Genomic DNA, 18260 nt, shown 5'->3' on the forward strand with positions numbered 1-18260 from the left:
CCCAAACAGGACGGGACGATGCGACGGCGGGCGGCCTTTGGGCCGCAGGGCCGTTTCCGCATCGTCCAGTTGCTCCGTGCGGTGCCGATCCGCTGGCGCATTCTTTCGATCGCGCTGCTCAATTCCGCCGTCGTGATCGTGCTCGCGGTGCTGATCTGGAACGGCTCGAAGGTGCTCGGCTCGGCCTGGGACGACGTCCGCCAGGTCCGGGAATCCGACAAGATCCTGGCCAAGCTCGAAAGCGAGACCAGCCGTCTGCAGAACCTGATCCACCGCTACATCAACCAGCCGAGCCCGGACCTGTTCGCGGAAATCCTGCTGTTGCGCGAGGCCGTGCTCGGCACGCTGACCAACCGGGCCTCGACCGACCCGATGCTGTCGGGCTCGGTCGAGCAGCTGGAGCGCGTCACCAGCCGTTTCCTCGACGGCTTCGGTGAATTGCGCACCCTGCAGACCACGATCTCCAAGACCTATGACGAGCAGGTGCTGTCGCCGACCAGGGACATGGCTGGGCTCTATTCGATCATCGAGGGCGCCACCGGCCATCGCGACGCGCTGATCTGGCCCGCGCTCGGCAAATCGCGCGAAGCCTTCACCTCGCTCTTGGTCGCCGCCAACGCCTACTACCTCTCGCTTGCCTCCTCGTCGGCCGAGGAAGCCCGCCGCAACATCGATACGATCGAGAAGACGATTCCCGTCATGACCGATCTGGCCGAGAACGATCTGCAGCGCATGGCGCTGGCGCGGCTCAAGGTCAAGACCGCCGAGCTGCGCGACGGGCTCGGCAAGCTCAGCGAACAGCTCACCAACCGCACCGATCTGTTGCGCAACTCGATCGACGCCAGCCAGGCCGACGCGATCGGCGCGATCGACGAGCTCTCGGTGAAGATGCGCCAGCGCGAGCAGAAGGCGCAGGAGACATTCGACAAGACGCTGACGTCGATCTCGCGCCGGGTGCTGTCGATCGCCGTGATCTTCCTCGGCGTCATCATGTCGGCCGGCGTCATGATCGCATTGTCGATCCGGCTGCCGCTGGCGCAGATCATGGCGTCGATGCGCACCATCACCTCGGGCGATCTCGACCGGCCGGTGCAGGGCACCTCGGCCAAGGACGAGGTCGGCGCCATGGCGCGTGCGGTCGAGGTGTTCCGCGAAAACGCCATCGCCAAGCGCAAGACCGAGGACGAGCTGCGCAGCGCCAAGGAGAAGGCCGAGAGTGCGCTGCTCGAGCTCAACGCCGCCCAGCAGAACCTGATCGATGCCGAACGCCTCGCCGCGCTCGGCGGGCTTGTTGCCGGCGTCGCCCACGAGGTCAACAATCCGATCGGCATCAGCCTGACGGTCGCCTCGAGCTTTGCCCGCCGCAGCGAGATGTTCGAGAACGACCTGAAGACCGAGCCGCTGCGCCGCTCCAAGCTCGACGAATTCGTGCGCGCCTCGCGTGACGCATCGCAGCAACTGGTCTCGAACCTGCAGCGCGCCGGCGAACTGATCCAGTCGTTCAAGCAGGTCGCCGTCGATCGCTCGCATGCCGAACGCCGCCAGTTTGCCTTGAGCGAATCGACCGACCAGATCGTGGCGAGCCTGCGGCCGGTGCTGAAGAAGGCCCAGATCGCGCTGTCCGTCGATGTGCCCGATGGGCTCCTGATCGACGGCTATCCCGGCGCCTATGGCCAGATCTTAACCAATCTTTTCCTCAACGCCGTCAATCATGCCTTCGCCAACGGCCGCTCTGGCAACATCACGATCTCGGCGCGCGGCCGTGGCGCTGATGATGTCGAGATCATCTTCGCAGACGACGGGGCTGGCATGACGCCGGACGTGCAGCGACAGGCATTCGACCCGTTCTTCACGACCCGACGCAACGAAGGTGGTACGGGCCTCGGCCTCCATATCGTCTATAACCTCGTCACCCAGCAGCTCGGCGGACGCATGATGCTGGAGTCAAGGGTAGGACAAGGCACCACTTTTCGCATTATCATGCCCAGGATCGCCAAGGGGGCTCCCAAGGGCGAACCCACGATCACTGACACAGCAGCCGACGGAACCAGTCAATGGCCGAACAGGACGATGTCCTCCAACTGATCGACGACACCGAGAGCCCCCCGGAGGACTCGCCGGTACGGAAATGGAAGATCGCCGTGATCGACGACGATCACGCCGTCCACGAAGGCACCCGTTTTGCGCTCAGCGACTACAACCTGAACGGCGCGACGCTGGAGATCCTGTCGGCCTACTCTGCGGCCGAAGGCCGCACGCTGATGCGGGACAACCCCGACATCGCGGCCGTGCTGCTCGACGTCATCATGGAGACCGACGTCGCCGGCCTCGAGCTCGTCGAATACATCCGCAACGAGATCAAGAACGAGACCGTCCGCATCATCCTGCGCACCGGCCAGCCCGGCCAGGCGCCGGAGCGGCGTGTCATCGTGCAATACGACATCAACGACTACAAGGCGAAGACCGAGCTCACCGCCGACAAGCTGTTCACCTCGCTGACCGCGGCGCTGCGCAGCTACCAGCAGCTCGAACGCATGGTGCAGACCAGGCGCGGGCTCGAGATCATCATCGACGCGGCCTCGACGCTGTACGACTTCAAGTCGATGCAGCGGCTGGCCGAGGGCGTGCTGACGCAACTCGCCTCGCTGCTCAATGTCGACTGCGCCGGCATCCTGGTGCTGCGCGACGATGGCAACGCGGCCGCCGCCGATTTCTCGGTGCTGGCCTGCTCGGGCTGCTACAGCCGCTTCATCGGCACGACGTCCTCGAAGGCGCTCGACCCGGACCTGCGGCACATGGTCGAGGAAGCGTTCCAGCGCCGCAAGAACGAGTTCGCCGACCACCGCAGCGTGCTCTATTCACGCACCGGCAGCGGCCGCGAGGTCGTGGTGCTGCTGCAGGCCGAGCGCCAGCTCTCCGATACCGACCGCGCGCTGGTCGAGATCTTCTCGAGCCGGCTGTCGATCGCGTTCGACAACGTGATCCTCTACCAGCAGCTTCAAGAGGCCAATGCCCAGCTCGAGGACCGCGTCACGCAGCGCACCCGCGCGCTGATGCAGGCCAACCGGCGGCTGTCGGCACAATGGCTGCGGCTGCAGCGCGCCAACGGCTTCAAGAACGAAATCCTCGGCACCGTCGCCCACGATCTGAAGAATCCGCTCGGCGTGATCCTCGGCCGCACCGAGATGCTGACCGAATTGATAAGTGCCGGCTCTCCGAAGGAGAACGTCACCGCCCAGGTCGAGCACATCAGGGACGCCACCAAGCGGCTGACCTCGATGGTCGACCACCTGATCTCGGATGCGATGGCCGACGCCTTCGACATCACCATCCGCCGCGAGCCGGTCGACGTCGCGGCCCTCGTCAACGAGGTCACCGAGGCCAATTTGCCCTCGGCCGTCAACAAGCAGCAGAGCATCTCGGTCTCTGGTCCGCAGCACTTCGTCACGATGTGCGATGGCGACCGGATCCGCGAGGCGATCGACAACCTCGTCAGCAACGCCATCAAGTACTCGCCGATCGGCGGCAAGATCACGGTGGCGGTCAGCCACGAGGGTGACGACACGGTGATCCGGATCGCCGACCAGGGCCCCGGCCTCAGCCCAGAGGATCTCGGCCGGCTGTTCGGCCGGTTCCAGCGGCTGTCGGCCAAGCCGACCGCAGGCGAAAGCTCGACCGGCCTCGGCCTTTCCATCGTCAAGCGCATTATCGACATGCATGGCGGCCATGTGACCGCACAGAGCCCGGGCCCCGGACAGGGGTCGACCTTTACGGTTACACTGCCGGCGACAGAGACATCATGAACCAGAACCCGCATATCTTCATCGTCGACGATGAGGCACCGGCCCGCGAGATGGTCGGCGATTACCTCAAGATGCACGGCTTCGGCGTGACGCTGTGCGATGGCGGCAAGAGCCTGCGCAAGGAGATCGAGAGCAGCACGCCCGATCTCGTGGTGCTGGACCTCAACATGCCCGAGGAGGATGGTCTGTCGATCATTCGCGACCTCAAGAGCAAGATCAACGTCCCGGTCATCATGCTGACAGCTACTGCCAGCCCGATCGATCGGGTGGTCGGGCTCGAGCTCGGCGCCGACGATTACGTGGCCAAGCCCTGCGAATTGCGCGAGCTGATGGCACGGATCCGCTCGGTGCTGCGGCGGAGCGGCCCCGCGAAATCAGCCGCGCCGGAACCGGCGAGCGCGAAGGCGGAAAAGGAGCAGCTGGTGCGGTTCGGCACCAAATGGCTCGATCTCGAGGCCCAGGCGCTGCGCGACGACGAGGGCAATGAGCACCCGCTGACGGCCTCGGAATTCGGCCTGCTGAAGGTGTTCGCCGCCAATCCGAAGCGCGTGCTGTCGCGCGAGCGGCTCTTGGAACTCGCCAATGCGCGCGACGCGGAAGCCTTCGACCGCGCCGTCGACCTGCGCATCATGCGCATCCGCCGCAAGATCGAATTCGACCCGACCAAGCCGTCGGTGATCCGGACCATCCGCGGCGGCGGCTATCTGTTCTCGCCGACCGGCGACAAGGCGTAGCTCATTCCGGCGCCGTCCCCGTCATCCTGAGGAGCGCGTAGCGCGTCTCGAAGGATGCACGGCCGGCTGGTGGCCGTCGATCCTTCGAGACGCCTGCTTCGCAGGCTCCTCAGGATGACGGGTCTCGAATTCATCGAATTCGTTGTGTGGCACGGGCGGATTCAGCGACACAAAGGCTGTCAATCTCCGCAAAAATCCCTAAGTTTCGGCCATGCCGAAAACAGCCTCCAAAGACCCCGCCAAATCAGCCCCGCAGACCGCAGCCAAGCCCGTCGCCGCCAAGCCCGTTACTACCAAGCCCGCGGCGAAGGGCGACCATATCTTTTTGGTCGACGGCTCGGGCTACATCTTCCGCGCCTATCACGCGCTGCCGCCGCTGAACCGCAAGTCCGACGGGCTGCAGGTCAACGCCGTGCTCGGCTTCTGCAACATGCTGTGGAAGCTGTTGCGCGACATGCCGGAGGACAACCGGCCGACGCATCTGGCGATCGTGTTCGACAAGTCGGAGATCACGTTCCGCAACAAGCTCTATCCCGACTACAAGGCGCACCGGCCGCCGGCGCCCGACGATCTGATCCCGCAATTCGCGCTGATCCGCGAGGCGGTGCGCGCCTTCGAGCTGCCCTGTCTCGAGCAGGCCGGCTTCGAGGCCGACGATCTGATCGCGACCTATGCGCGGCTCGCCACCGAGCGCGGCGCGACCACGACGATCGTGTCATCGGACAAGGATCTGATGCAGCTCGTCAACGACAAGGTCGTGATGTACGACACGATGAAGGATCGCCGCATCGGCCGCGACGAGGTGATCGAGAAATTCGGCGTGCCGCCCGAGAAGGTGGTCGAGGTGCAGGCGCTGGCCGGCGATTCCACCGACAACGTGCCCGGCGTGCCCGGCATCGGCATCAAGACCGCCGCGCAGCTGATCATCGAATATGGCGATCTCGACCAGCTGCTGTTCCGCGCCGGCGAGATCAAGCAGCCGAAGCGGCGCGAGGCGCTGCTCGAGAACGCCGAGAAGGCGCGCATCTCGCGCCAACTCGTGCTGCTCGACGACAAGGTCGATCTCGAGGTCCCGCTCGACGACCTCGCCGTGCACGAGCCCGACTCGCGCCGGCTGATCGCCTTCCTCAAGGCGATGGAGTTCTCCACCCTCACCCGCCGCGTCGCCGACTATGCGCAGATCGACCCCGCCAATGTCGACGCCGATCCCGGCAACAAGAGCGGCGCCAGCGTGTTTTCGCCGCTGCCGCCGTCGGACGTGACGCCGGCGCCCGGAGACGCTCCGACATCGGCCGCGGCACCGCCTGCGAGGGCCAAGCCGACCGGCGCACGCGACGACAAGAACTCCAGCCTGAAGGGCACGCCGGCAACACTGGCCGAGGCCCGCGGCGAGGCGATCCGGAAGACCGGCTTCGATCGCAAGGCCTACCACGCGATCGGCAGTCTCGACCAGCTCAACGCCTTTGTCGCGCGCGCGCACGACACCGGCTACATCGCGATCGAGGCGATGTCGGAATCGATTGACCCGATGCAGGCCGAGCTGTCGGGACTGGCGCTGGCGCTGGCGCCCAACTATGCCTGCTACGTCCCGCTCAGCCACCGGCAGGCCGGTGGCGGCGCCGGGCTGTTCGATGCGGGCCTCGCGCCCGGCCAGATCAAGACCGCCGATGCACTGAAGGCGCTGAAGCCGCTGCTGGAGTCGGCCGGCATCCAGAAGGTCGGCTTCAACGTCAAGTTCACCGCGGTGACCTTGGCGCAGCACGGCGTCACGCTGCGCAACATCGATGACGCCCAGCTGATGTCCTACGCGCTCGATGCGGGCCGCGGCTCGCATGCGCTGGAGGCGCTCGCCGAGCGCTGGTTCGGCCATGCCGTCGTCAGCTATGGCGGCCTCGTCGGCAGCGGCAAGGGCAAGCTGACCTTCGATCAGGTCACGATCGACAAGGCCACCGAATATGCGGCCGAAAGCGCCGACCTGATCCTGCGGCTGTGGCGGGTGCTGAAGCCCCGCCTCGTCGCCGAGCGGATGACGACGGTCTACGAGACGCTGGAGCGGCCGCTGGTGTCGGTGCTGGCGCGGATGGAGCGGCGCGGCATCTCGATCGACCGCCAGGTGCTGTCGCGGCTGTCGGGCGATTTCGCCCAGACCGCGGCGCGGGTCGAGGCAGAGATCCAGGAAATCGCCGGCGAGCCGGTCAACGTCGGCAGCCCGAAGCAGATCGGCGACATCCTCTTCGGCAAGATGGGATTGCCCGGCGGCACCAAGACCAAGACCGGCGCCTGGTCGACCACCGCGCAGGTGCTCGACGAGCTCGCCGAACAGGGCCACGAATTCCCGAGGAAGATTCTGGAGTGGCGCCAGGTCTCGAAGCTGAAATCGACCTACACCGACGCGCTGCCGACCTACGTCAACCCGCAGACCCATCGCGTCCACACCACCTACGCGCTGGCTGCGACCACGACGGGCCGGCTGTCGTCGAACGAGCCGAACCTGCAGAACATCCCGGTGCGCACCGAGGACGGTCGCAAGATTCGCCGTGCCTTCATCGCGACGCCGGGCCACAAGCTGGTGTCGGCCGATTACTCCCAGATCGAACTGCGGCTGCTCGCCGAGATCGCCGACGTGCCGGTGCTGCGCCAGGCGTTCCGCGACGGGCTCGACATTCACGCCATGACGGCGTCCGAAATGTTCGGTGTGCGGATCAAGGACATGCCGAGCGAGGTGCGCCGCCGCGCCAAGGCGATCAATTTCGGCATCATCTACGGCATCTCGGCGTTCGGCCTCGCCAACCAGCTCGGCATCGCGCGCGAGGAAGCCTCCGCCTACATCAAGAAGTATTTCGAGCGCTTCCCGGGCATCCGCACCTATATGGACGAGACCAAGGACTTCTGCCGCCGCAACGGCTATGTGACGACGCTGTTCGGGCGCAAGTGCTACTACCCCGACATCAAGGCGTCCAACGCCTCGGTGCGCGCCTTCAACGAACGTGCCGCGATCAACGCGCGCTTGCAGGGCACCGCGGCCGACATCATCCGCCGCGCCATGATCCGGGTCGAGGACGCACTCTCCGAGAAGAAGCTCTCGGCGCAGATGCTGCTGCAGGTGCATGACGAACTGATCTTCGAGGTGCCTGACAACGAGGTCGCGGCGACGCTGCCGGTGGTGCAGAAGGTGATGCAGGACGCGCCGTTCCCGGCCGTGATCCTGTCGCTGCCGCTGCAGGTCGACGCCCGCGCCGCGAACAATTGGGACGAGGCGCATTGAGCTACGGTCCACACTTCAGGCGATCGCCGGGTCGGAGGGAGGCCGTTGGCTGACCTCCATCCGCTGCTTGCATTCGCATTGACCGCGCTCGTCATCGAGATCACGCCCGGCCCCAACATGACCTACCTCGCCGCACTGTCGCTCTCGAGCGGCATGCGCACCGGCTTCGCCGCGGTCGCCGGCATCGCACTGGGCCTGATGAGCTACGGCGTGATCGCGGCTTTCGGGCTCGCTGCCGTAATCGACAATTCGCCACTGCTCTATGGCGTGTTGCGTTGGGGCGGCGTGCTCTTTCTGCTTTGGCTGGCGTGGGACGCCTGGTCGGGCCATCGCGATGGCGCTTCGGAAGCAGCCGACCGGAACGCGCAGCCGTGGGCTGCCTTCCGCCGTGGCCTGATCACCAACCTGCTCAATCCCAAGGCCGCGGTGTTCTATATTGCCGTGCTGCCGGAATTCGTTCGCCCGGACGCCGGATCCGTCACGTCGCAGACGCTGCTGCTGAGCTTCATCTATGTCGCGATCGCAACGCTGATCCATACGGTGATCGTCACCCTGGCTGGCTCGATGCAGTCGATGATCGACGTCGCCAGCAACCGCCGGGCCATCCGCGGCGGCTTCGCGCTCGCGCTTATCGGCATTGCCATCTGGTTTGCTGTCACGACCGGCCGGCCGCGATAATTGATCGGAGTACAATTCCGACGTGGTCGCGCGGCGAATGACCCGCTAAGAAGAGCGTGTATCCCCTTGCGAGACCCATCATGCCCCATACATCCGCCCTGCTCGGCTTTGCGCTCATCTGCTTCGGCATGGTGCTGACGCCGGGACCGAACATGATGTACCTGATCTCGCGCTCGATCACGCAAGGGCCGGCGGCCGGCATTGTCTCGCTCGGCGGCGTCGCGCTCGGCTTCGTGTTCTACATGCTGTGCGCGGCGTTCGGCATCACCGCGCTGCTGTTTGCAATTCCCTACGCCTACGACGCGCTGCGTTTCGCCGGCGCCGCCTATCTGCTCTGGCTGGCGTGGCAGGCGCTGAAGCCGGGCGGCCGCTCGCCGTTCCAGGTCAAGGCGCTGAAGGTCGACGGCCCGCGCAAACTGTTCGCGATGGGCTTCATTACCAACCTGCTCAACCCGAAGATCGCGATGCTTTATCTGGCGCTGCTGCCGCAGTTCATCGATCCCGCCGGCGGCAGCGTGCTGACGCAGTCGCTCGCGCTCGGCTCGATCCAGATCGTGATCAGCGTCAGCGTCAATGCGATGATCGCGCTCGCCGCCGGCTCGATCGCGGTGTTCCTCGGCACCCGCCCGACCTGGCTCCTGGTGCAGCGCTGGCTGATGGGCACGGTGCTCGCTGGACTCGCGATGAAGATGGCGCTCGAGGCGCGGCGGGCGTGACTTGCTCTCTTACCTCGCCCCGCTTGCGGGGAGAGCATAGGCCGCCTCCGGCGGCCGTCCTCAAGAACGCCGAAGCAAGGCTTCGGCTATGTCGCATCGTCAGATGCGATCCGGGTGAGGGGGAGCCACCGCGAATACAACTTCCAACTTCTTTGCCGAGAGAGCCCCTCACCCCGACCCTCTCCCCGCATCCGCCTTCGCACGAAGGCGGGCTTCGGCGGACAAGAGAGCGGGGCGAGGGAGAAGATCAATCCAGCTTCGCCTCCATGCCCCGCTTCGTCGCCGGGCGGGCCATCAGCGTCTCGTACCAGCGCTTGACGTTGGGGAAGTCGGCCAGATCGACCTTGTGGCGCGGATGGCGCCAGGCCCAGCCGAGGATGGCGAAATCGGCCACCGACAGATCGCCGGCGACGAACTCGCGGCCATCCAGCCGGCGGTCCAGCACGCCGTAGAGCCGCCGCGTCTCGGCCATGTAGCGCTTCAGGCCATAGGCGCGGTCCTGCTCGTTCTCCAGCGCGATGAAATGGTGCACCTGGCCCGGCATCGGGCCGAAACCGCCCATCTGCCACATCAGCCACTCATAGACCGGGATCCGCTCTGCCAGCGGCTTCGGCAGGAACTTGCCGGTCTTCTCGCCGAGATAGAGCAGGATCGCGCCGGACTCGAAGATGCTGACCGGCTTGCCGCCGGGCCCATCGGGATCGACGATCGCCGGAATCTTGTTGTTCGGGCTGATCGCGAGGAACGCGGGCGCCATCTGCTCGCCCTTGCCGATATTCACCGGGATCACCTTGTAGGGCAGCCCCATTTCCTCCAGCGCCACCGAGATCTTGCGGCCGTTCGGCGTGTTCCAGGTGTGCAGCTCGATGGTCATTTCCGCTTCCCGTGCAAGTGTTTGGCCGAGTGTTTGGCGCCTGCTTACGGGGATTGCAACGGCCGCACAACCGCGCTTTCCGCACACGGCTGCGCTGAAAATGGCGGCGCGGGCACTGTTGACGGCGGGATTTACCCGCTGGAATGTGCGGGAGACCGCCGATAGATTGCCGGCCGTTTCAGAAGCCCCAAAGAACCCCCAAGGGAAAAGCCTTTGTCCAAATCAGCCTCCCGTGCCCGCCTCGCCGAGATCATCCGCAAGCGCTCGTTCGGCCGCGGCGAGATCACCTTGGCGTCGGGCCGCAAGAGCGATTTCTATTTCAACCTGAAGCCGACGATGCTCGATCCCGAAGGCGCGGCGCTGCTCGCCGAGCTCACCTATGAGGCGCTGAAGGACGACCGGCTCGATTTCGTCGGCGGGCTCGAGATGGGCGCGGTGCCGCTCGCCGGCGCGATTGCACAGCTGTCCTGGCTGAAGGGTCATCCGATCGCGGCGTTCTTCGTGCGCAAGAAGCCGAAGGAGCACGGCGCGCGGCTCGCCGTCGAAGGGCTCGCCAAGGGCGAGACGCTGGCAGGCAAGCGCATCGTGATCGTCGAGGACGTCACCACGACCGGCGGCTCCGCGCTGAAGGCGGTGGAAGCCGTGCGCGAGGCCGGCGGCGAGATCGCACTGGTGTTCACCATGGTCGACCGCGAGGAAGGCGCGACTGAAACGTTTGCCGAGGCCGGCTTGCCGTTCCGCGCGCTGTACAAGGCCGGCGAGTTCTTGAAGGACTGAGGTCTTTTCTTCCCCCTCGCCCCGCTCTTGCGGGGAGAGGGTCGGGGTGAGGGGCCTCTCTCGTCAATTGCGATCGTCGAGAGACCTGTACCCCCTCACCCGGATCGCATTGCGCTACGCTCCATGCGTTCCGACCTCTCCCCGCAAGCGGGGCGAGGTAAGCGAGGTTCACACAATCTCGACTTCTTCCCGTCACCCTGATCAATCGCTCGTTTACCATCACGCACTATGGTGAATCCGCCGGGGCACCTTGTCGCCGCGGCGAGGCGCGTCGGGTGGAGTTGGCGTTGCGTACAGAGTTGAGTGATCGGCGCATGCGGCGCCGCGTGATGCTTGCCGCCGCTGCGTTTGCGGGTTCCGTCCTGGTCGTGCCCGCTCCCGTCTCGGCCGAAGGGCTGTTCGACTTCTTCTTCGGCGGTTCCCAGAAGCAGCAGGGCCGGCAGGCGCCGCCGCAAGCCAATTTCTTCGCCGATCCGTTCGGTCTCAACCAGCAGCCGGAACGGCAGACATCCGCGCCGGTCTCGGCGCCGCGCGTGGCCGGTTCCGGGCCGGCCTATTGCGTGCGCAGCTGCGACGGCAAGTATTTTCCGCTGACGATGCGCGGCAACGCAACGCCGGCGCAGCTCTGCCAGGCGTTCTGTCCCGCGAGCGCGACCAAGGTCTATTACGGCAGCCATATCGACAGCTCGGCCTCGGCTACGGGTGAGCGCTACGCCGACAGTGAGAACGCCTTCGCCTATCGCAAGGCGCTGCGCGCCGACTGCACCTGCAACGGCCGCGACCCGGCCGGGCTCGCGCCGGTCGACCTCGCGCTCGATGCCTCGCTGAAGGCCGGCGACGTGATCGCGACCACCGACGGCCTCGTCGCCTATACCGGCGTTCGCGTCGGCAACGAGCAGTCGTTCGACTTCACGCCGATCGCCTCCTATCCCGGGTTGACCGCGGCGGTTCGCGCGCGGCTCGGCGAAATGAAGGTTGCGCCTGTCAGCGCCGAGATCGCCAGCGATGCGCCGCTGCCGGAGACGAGCCGCGATGTCGCGCCGTCGGCGCCGACGTCTGTTGTGCCGAAGGGCAATGCCGCAAAGCCCGCCAAGCGGGCCGAAGCGAACTGACGGCTTCGAGCTGCGCCACTCAGCGCGCCACGATCACGCCGATCACGTTCGGCGCGGCCATGTATTTCTCCTCGATCGCGGCCCGCGCGGCGGCGCGGTTCTCCGGGTTGAGGAGACCGCGCTTCTCGGCGAGGATCATCCAGCAATAGCCCCACCAGTCCGTCAGCATGCCGTGATCGTCGACGAGGTCGTAACCCTGCTCGCCGGCGAAGATGCGCGCATGCGCCTCGTCGAGCGAGTCGAGCCAGGCGTGATCCTCGTTCGAGAACAGCTCGTCGCTGAAATCATCGGTGGTGTAGCCCCAGATCGACATGCAGACCGCATTGAACTCGCGGTCGAGCTGGTCGTCGTCGATCGGCTGGCGCCGCGAGGCCTGGTGCAGTCGCGACAGCGACCGCGCGAAATCGGCAATCCGGGTCAGAGCGAATTGGTCAAAGGCGATGGTGGACATGTAGCCCTCGCGGAGACTGAGAGACCATAGATATTGTGTCGGCGCAGGCGCCGAATCACAATGATATATCAAAGACTTGCTAAAGTGTTCTTAATTCGTTCTGATTGGTTTATCGATCGCCCACAGACGTCGTCCTGGCGAAAGCCAGGACCCATTACCCCGACTGGTTATTGTGAAGCGAGCTTGGGCCAAACCATGAGCGCTGCAAGCAGCTACTACGTCTACGTCCTCGCGAGCCGCCATCACGGAACGCTTTACATCGGCGTCACCAGCGATGTTCGCACCCGGCTCGAACTGCATCGCTCGGGCCGCGGATCCAAGTTTGTCTACAAATATCAGATCTTCCGTCTCGTTCACCTCGAGGAATTCGCCATACCGCAGGAAGCCATCGCCCGCGAGAAGCAGCTGAAGTTCTGGAAGCGCGATTGGAAGATCAAGCTGATCGAAGCTGAAAACCCGGATTGGAACGACCTGTCGGGCCTCATCTGACTATTGGGGTAATGGGTCCTGGCTTTCGCCAGGACGACGACGGAGGCGGCAGCGAACATCATCGCTCTGTCACGCGTATGCCCGTCCCAAAAGCAATTCGGGCCGCTGACAATGTCAGCGGCCCGTTGAAAATTGCTTCGGAATGAAATGCGTCGGAGCTGGAAAAATGTGCCCGCCCCACGAGCGACAGCTGTGTTTGTAAAGAACTCGTTAAGTCTTGGAAATCCGTATCACCACGGTGTCCCTGGACGCGCGTGAAGGCGCATTGTGCGACCGTTCAATTCGCTGCGGACAGCAGCTTGTCACCGCAAGCATTCGCGTCAAACTTGCCGCCGCATTGCCGCTTGATGGCGGCGCAGCGCGCGGCCGGCGAGGCGTTCTGGGTCACGCTGAAGCTGCAGCTCAGGCCGTCGGCACTGCGGCCGACTTTGCCCGCCGCATAGGCTGCGCTCGTCGCCGTGATACACACCATGAGCAACGCCGCGGCCGCGATCTCGATCAGGAGTCTCATTACGCATCCGCCAAATCGTCGCAAAATCCCGGCTCTCACGGCCGATCGTAGCACCGGCAATGACGGTTCCGAAGGCCCTGAATCGGCCCGGTCCTTGCATAAAATGTCGGCAGCGCTAGGCACGGCAACGCTTCGGGCGGTTTCGATTGCCGTGCAACGCGGGTATCATCGGGGTGGGGCATGATCCGGACAATATGATCGCATCATGATCCGGAAGTCTGAACGGCAGGGATTGAGCGCTTTGCACGAACAAACAAACTACCCGGCACTGAACCAGCCAATCGACGAGCTGGCGCTGGCCGAGATCAAGGGCGCGATCCTCGCCAAGCTGCGGCTGGCGATCGGCAAGGACGCCGGCATGGCGACCAGGCGCGACTGGTACAAGGCGGCGGCGCTGGCGCTGCGCGACCGTATCGTGCACCACTGGTTGACGGCCGAGAAGCAGACCTACGACGCCGGCTCCAAGCGCGTCTATTATCTCTCGCTCGAATTCCTGATCGGCCGCCTGTTCACCGACGCGCTGAACAATATGGGATTGCTGCCGCTGTTCGAGGCCGCGCTCGGCGACCTCGGCGTCGATCTGTCGGACCTGCGCAAATGCGAGCCGGACGCGGCGCTCGGCAATGGCGGCCTCGGGCGGCTGGCGGCCTGCTTCATGGAGAGCATGGCGACGCTGGCGATCCCCGCGACCGGCTACGGCATCCGCTACGATTTCGGCCTGTTCCGCCAGATCATGAACCAGGGCTGGCAGCAGGAATATCCCGACGAATGGCTCGCCTTCGGCAACCCCTGGGAATTCCAGCGGCCTGAGGTGGTCTACAACGTCCACTTCGGCGGCCATGTCGAGCATGTCGACGACCGCGGCCGCGACCGCGCCACCTGGCACCCGGCGGAAACCGTCGAGGCGATGGCCTACGACACGCCGATCGTCGGCTGGCGCGGCCAGCACGTCAACGCGCTTCGGCTCTGGTCGGCGCACGCGCCCGATCCGCTCCAGCTCGACGTCTTCAACACCGGCGACTACGTCTCGGCCAGCGCCGAGCAGGCGCGCGCGGAAGCGATCTGCAAATTCCTCTATCCGAACGACGAGAGCGCGGCGGGCCGCGAGCTCCGGTTGCGCCAGGAATATTTCTTCGTCTCGGCCTCGTTGCAGGATCTCGTGAAGCGGCATCTCGCCTCCGACGGCGGGCTGCGCAACCTCGCGCAGAAGGCGGCCGTGCAGCTCAACGACACCCATCCGAGCCTTGCGGTCACCGAGCTGATGCGCATCCTGGTCGACCTGCACAATTTCCGCTGGGACGAGGCCTGGAAGATCACGGTCGCGACGCTGTCCTACACCAACCACACCCTGCTGCCGGAAGCGCTCGAGACCTGGCCGGTCGAATTGTTCGAGCGGCTGCTGCCGCGGCATCTCGAGATCATCTACCGCATCAACGTGGCCCATCTCGCGCTGGCCGAGGAGCGCTTCCCCGGCGACATCGAATACCGCGCCTCGGTCTCGCTGATCGACGAGCGCAGCGGCCGCCGCGTGCGGATGGGCCAGCTCGCCTTCGTCGGCTCGCACCGCATCAACGGCGTCTCCGCGATGCATTCCGACCTGATGAAGGAGACCGTGTTCCACGACCTTCATCATCTCTATCCTCAGCGCATCACCAACAAGACCAACGGCATCACCTTCCGCCGCTGGCTGATGCTGGCCAATCCGCGGCTGACCGCGCTGCTGCGCGAGACCTGCGGCGAGGCCGTGCTCGACGACTTCTCACTGCTCGAACGGCTCGAGCCCCACTCGAGCGATCTGGAATTCCAGAAGCGCTTCCGCGACGTCAAGCATCACAACAAGCTGGCGCTGGCGCGGCTGATCGGCGAGCGCAACCACATCAAGCTCGATCCGTCGGCGCTGTTCGACGTGCAGATCAAGCGCATCCACGAATACAAGCGGCAGCTGCTCAACATCCTGGAGACGATCGCGCTGTATCACGCGATGAAGGATGATCCGGCGGCGAACTGGGTGCCGCGCGTAAAAATCTTCGCGGGCAAGGCGGCGGCGAGCTACCGCTACGCCAAGCTGATCATCAAGCTGATCAGCGACGTCGCCGAAATCGTCAACAACGACGCCTCGCTCGGCGGCAGGCTGAAGGTCGCCTTCCTCGCCGACTATAATGTCAGCCTCGCCGAGGTGATCATCCCCGCCGCCGATCTCTCCGAGCAGATCTCGACCGCCGGCATGGAGGCCTCCGGCACCGGCAACATGAAGCTCGCGCTGAACGGCGCACTGACCATCGGCACGCTCGACGGCGCCAATATCGAAATCCGCGACAATGTCGGCGAGGAGAACATCGCGATCTTCGGCCTCGAGGCCGGCGACGTCATGGTCCGCCGCAAGCAGGGGCTCGATGCCAGCGACGTGATCGGCAAATCGCCCCGGCTCGAGCGCGCGATCCGCGCCATCGAGAGCGGCGAGTTCTCGCCGGGCGATCCCGCGCGCTTCGCCTCGATCGGGCACGCGCTGCGCTACCTCGACCACTACATGGTCTCGGCCGATTTCGATTCCTACTACGACGCGCAGCGCGGCATCGACGCGCGCTGGCAGGTGCCGCCGGCCTGGACCCGCGCCTCGATCCTCAACGTGGCGCGCATGGCATGGTTCTCCTCCGACCGCACCATCCGCGAATATGCCGAGGACATCTGGCACGTGCCGGTGCACCCGAGCGCCTCGCCGCAGCTCGACAACCAGCGCGAGGCGAAGGGGTAATCCCGGGACGCGGAAATCGATGACGTCCGACATCATTGAATCCGGCACGATAGCCCGCGATATTGCCAGTGAACCTCACGCAGTCATTGCGAGCGAAGCGAAGCAATCCATCGCCCGGCATATGCGGATCGATGGATTGCGTCGTCGCTTCGCTCCTCGCAATGACGAAGCACATATTCAAGGTCATGCATGCTCACCAAGGCTCCGCACCTTTTCGATGAAGCCACCGCTGTGACTGCCGGCGACAGCCGCTGGCAGGGACGGACCAGCCCGGACTACTGGGCGTTCGTCGGCCCGTTCGGCGGCTGCACCGCCGCGACGATTCTGCGCGCCGTGATGCAGCACCCGCAGCGCGCGGGCGATCCGCTGGCGCTGACGGTCAATTACTGCGCGCCGGTCGCCGAGGGCGTGTTCGATCTCGACATCCGCCTGGTCAGGGCCAATCGCTCGAGCCAGCACTGGTCGATCGAGATGACGCAAGGCGGCGGCGAAGTCACGACGCTGGCGACTGCGGTGTTCGCCGAGCGCCGCCCGTCCTGGTCGCACCAGCCCGCCGAGTTTCCCGGTGCGGTGCCGTTCGAAGAGCTGCGGCCCTATCCGAAGCTCGCGATGACCTGGGCCAACCAGTATGATTTCCGCTTCGCCGAGGGCGAACCGAAGCTCGGCGGCGGCGCCGCGAAGCAGCCGTCGAGCCCCTATTCAAAACTCTGGATCGCCGACCGCGTGCCGCGCAAGCTCGATGCGCTGTCGCTGATGTCGATGTCGGACGCGTTCTTCGGTCGCGTGTTCCACGCGCGGCATGAGCTGGTGCCGTTCGGCACGGTGTCGCTGACGACCTATTTCCACGTCGATGCCGCCGACATGGATGCGGAGGATACCACCCGCGTGCTCGCCACCGCCGACGCCAAGACCTTCCACAAGAGCTACGGCGACCAGCACGGCGAATTGTGGTCGCCGTCCGGCCGCCTGCTCGCCACCACGACGCAGATCGCCTATTTCAAGGCATAAGCGCGGCGCAACTATCCACATGGCCGGATTGGACCGGGTTGCCTATTTCAAGGGTTGAGGGAACATTGGCGCGTCGCTTCTGTTCCACGCCTTTGGGAGCCCTGCCGCATGTCCGAAGCCGACAATTCCAGACCATCGCGCATCGCCTTGCTCGGCGTTCCCATCGAGATCGGGGCGTCGCAGCCCGGCCCGCTGATGGGCCCGGACGCGCTGCGCACCGCGGGCATCGCGCGCCTGCTTGAGCAGCTCGACTTCCGGGTTGACGACCACGGCAACCTTGCGATCCCGGCCGTGGTCGCCGACGGCCCGGCCCCGGCGAATACCAAGTTCTACGACGAGGTGAAGACCTGGACCCGCGCCCTCTCCGAGCGCGCCTACTGGCTGGCGCATTCCGGCGCGATCCCGATCTTCATGGGCGGCGATCACTCACTGTCGATGGGATCGATCAACGGCGTCGCACGCTACTGGCAGGAGAAGGGCCGCCCGCTGTTCACACTGTGGGTCGACGCCCATGCCGACTACAACACGCCGGCCACCACCATCACCGGCAACATGCACGGCATGTCGGCGGCCTTCCTGTGCGGTGAGGACGGGTTGGACGATTTGCTCGGCGGATTGCCGCGCGCCTCGATCCCATCCGATCAGCTCGCACTGATCGGCACCCGGTCGGTCGACCCGCTGGAGCGCAAGCTGCTGCGGCAGCGCAACGTCTCGATATCCGACATGCGCCAGATCGACGAGTTCGGCGTCGCCGTGCTCACCCGCCGCGTCATCGAGCGCGTCAAGGCCAAGAACGGCGTGCTGCATGTCTCGTTCGACGTCGACTTCCTCGATCCGGAAGTCGCACCCGGCGTCGGCACCACGGTGCCGGGCGGCGCGACCTATCGGGAAGCCCATCTCATCATGGAGCTGCTGCACGATTCCGGACTGGTGCGCTCGCTCGATATCGTCGAGCTCAATCCGTTCCTCGACGAGCGCGGCCGGACCGCGCGCGTCGCGGTCGAATTGATCGGCAGCCTGTTCGGCCTGCAGATCACGGATCGGCAGACTCCGAGCAATGCGGTGCTGCCGGAGATGGGGGAGTAGTCCG

Annotated in this window: 16 protein-coding genes; 13 read left to right on the top strand and 3 right to left on the bottom strand. The window is 65.3% G+C overall.

Going from position 1 to position 18260, the window contains the following annotated elements:
• Positions 1-18 precede the first annotated feature (18 nt).
• The 6 genes from AC066Y_RS02030 (at position 19) to AC066Y_RS02055 (ending at position 9196) form a co-directional block, all read left to right on the top strand.
• Positions 19-2085, top strand: coding sequence for a sensor histidine kinase (locus AC066Y_RS02030; protein ID WP_478272422.1), 2067 nt, complete (start codon positions 19-21; stop codon positions 2083-2085).
• A complete protein-coding gene (locus AC066Y_RS02035; protein ID WP_478272423.1) occupies positions 2055-3803 on the top strand; it encodes an ATP-binding response regulator in 1749 nt (582 codons plus the stop codon). The genes AC066Y_RS02030 and AC066Y_RS02035 overlap by 31 nt, the downstream gene beginning before the upstream one ends.
• Positions 3800-4537, top strand: coding sequence for a response regulator (locus AC066Y_RS02040; RefSeq protein WP_050425909.1), 738 nt, complete (start codon positions 3800-3802; stop codon positions 4535-4537). The genes AC066Y_RS02035 and AC066Y_RS02040 overlap by 4 nt, the downstream gene beginning before the upstream one ends.
• Positions 4538-4748: 211 nt before the next feature.
• Positions 4749-7802, top strand: a complete 3054-nt coding sequence (gene polA / locus AC066Y_RS02045) for a DNA polymerase I (protein WP_478272424.1) — start codon at positions 4749-4751, stop codon at positions 7800-7802.
• 45 nt (positions 7803-7847) lie between these two features.
• A complete protein-coding gene (locus tag AC066Y_RS02050; protein ID WP_478272425.1) occupies positions 7848-8480 on the top strand; it encodes a LysE family translocator in 633 nt (210 codons plus the stop codon).
• An 80-nt stretch (positions 8481-8560) separates the two neighbouring features.
• Positions 8561-9196 carry a LysE family translocator gene (locus AC066Y_RS02055; protein WP_478272426.1) on the top strand — a complete coding sequence of 212 codons (636 nt, stop codon included), beginning with the start codon at positions 8561-8563 and terminating at the stop codon, positions 9194-9196.
• A gap of 247 nt (positions 9197-9443) precedes the next feature.
• Here the strand turns inward: AC066Y_RS02055 and AC066Y_RS02060 are convergent, their stop codons facing one another.
• Positions 9444-10070 (bottom strand): glutathione S-transferase family protein, encoded by a 627-nt coding sequence (locus AC066Y_RS02060; RefSeq protein ID WP_092122897.1) that lies wholly within the window; start codon positions 10068-10070, stop codon positions 9444-9446.
• 213 nt (positions 10071-10283) lie between these two features.
• Here AC066Y_RS02060 and pyrE point away from each other — a divergent pair, with 213 nt between their 5' ends.
• Positions 10284-10847 carry an orotate phosphoribosyltransferase gene (pyrE, locus tag AC066Y_RS02065; protein WP_173639249.1) on the top strand — a complete coding sequence of 188 codons (564 nt, stop codon included), beginning with the start codon at positions 10284-10286 and terminating at the stop codon, positions 10845-10847.
• Positions 10848-11161: 314 nt separating this feature from the next.
• Positions 11162-11959: a DUF2865 domain-containing protein gene (locus tag AC066Y_RS02070; protein WP_478272427.1), complete on the top strand. Its 798-nt coding sequence runs from the start codon at positions 11162-11164 to the stop codon at positions 11957-11959.
• A 19-nt stretch (positions 11960-11978) separates the two neighbouring features.
• On the opposite strand, the gene AC066Y_RS02075 is transcribed toward AC066Y_RS02070, so the two are convergent.
• Entirely contained in the window at positions 11979-12410 is a 432-nt protein-coding gene (locus AC066Y_RS02075) for a hypothetical protein (protein ID WP_212317066.1), read from the bottom strand.
• A gap of 195 nt (positions 12411-12605) precedes the next feature.
• On the opposite strand from AC066Y_RS02075, the gene AC066Y_RS02080 reads away from it, so the two are divergent.
• Complete coding sequence (locus tag AC066Y_RS02080; protein WP_478272428.1) at positions 12606-12899, top strand: GIY-YIG nuclease family protein; 294 nt, start codon at positions 12606-12608, stop codon at positions 12897-12899.
• Between the two features lie 277 nt (positions 12900-13176).
• Here the strand turns inward: AC066Y_RS02080 and AC066Y_RS02085 are convergent, their stop codons facing one another.
• Entirely contained in the window at positions 13177-13410 is a 234-nt protein-coding gene (locus tag AC066Y_RS02085) for a hypothetical protein (protein ID WP_478272429.1), read from the bottom strand.
• Positions 13411-13615: 205 nt separating this feature from the next.
• Here AC066Y_RS02085 and AC066Y_RS02090 point away from each other — a divergent pair, with 205 nt between their 5' ends.
• The 4 genes from AC066Y_RS02090 (at position 13616) to rocF (ending at position 18256) form a co-directional block, all read left to right on the top strand.
• The gene (locus tag AC066Y_RS02090; protein WP_478272430.1) at positions 13616-16162 is read left to right on the top strand and encodes a glycogen/starch/alpha-glucan phosphorylase; all 2547 of its coding nucleotides are present in this window, start codon (positions 13616-13618) and stop codon (positions 16160-16162) included.
• Positions 16163-16181: 19 nt separating this feature from the next.
• On the top strand, positions 16182-16397 hold the full coding sequence (locus AC066Y_RS02095) for a hypothetical protein (protein WP_478272431.1): 216 nt from the start codon (positions 16182-16184) through the stop codon (positions 16395-16397).
• Positions 16352-17170: an acyl-CoA thioesterase gene (locus AC066Y_RS02100; protein WP_478272432.1), complete on the top strand. Its 819-nt coding sequence runs from the start codon at positions 16352-16354 to the stop codon at positions 17168-17170. The genes AC066Y_RS02095 and AC066Y_RS02100 overlap by 46 nt, the downstream gene beginning before the upstream one ends.
• 108 nt (positions 17171-17278) lie before the next feature.
• On the top strand, positions 17279-18256 hold the full coding sequence (gene rocF, locus AC066Y_RS02105) for an arginase (protein ID WP_478272433.1): 978 nt from the start codon (positions 17279-17281) through the stop codon (positions 18254-18256).
• The last annotated feature ends 4 nt before the right edge of the window (positions 18257-18260 follow it).

Source organism: Bradyrhizobium sp. USDA3010 (genome assembly GCF_056429065.1).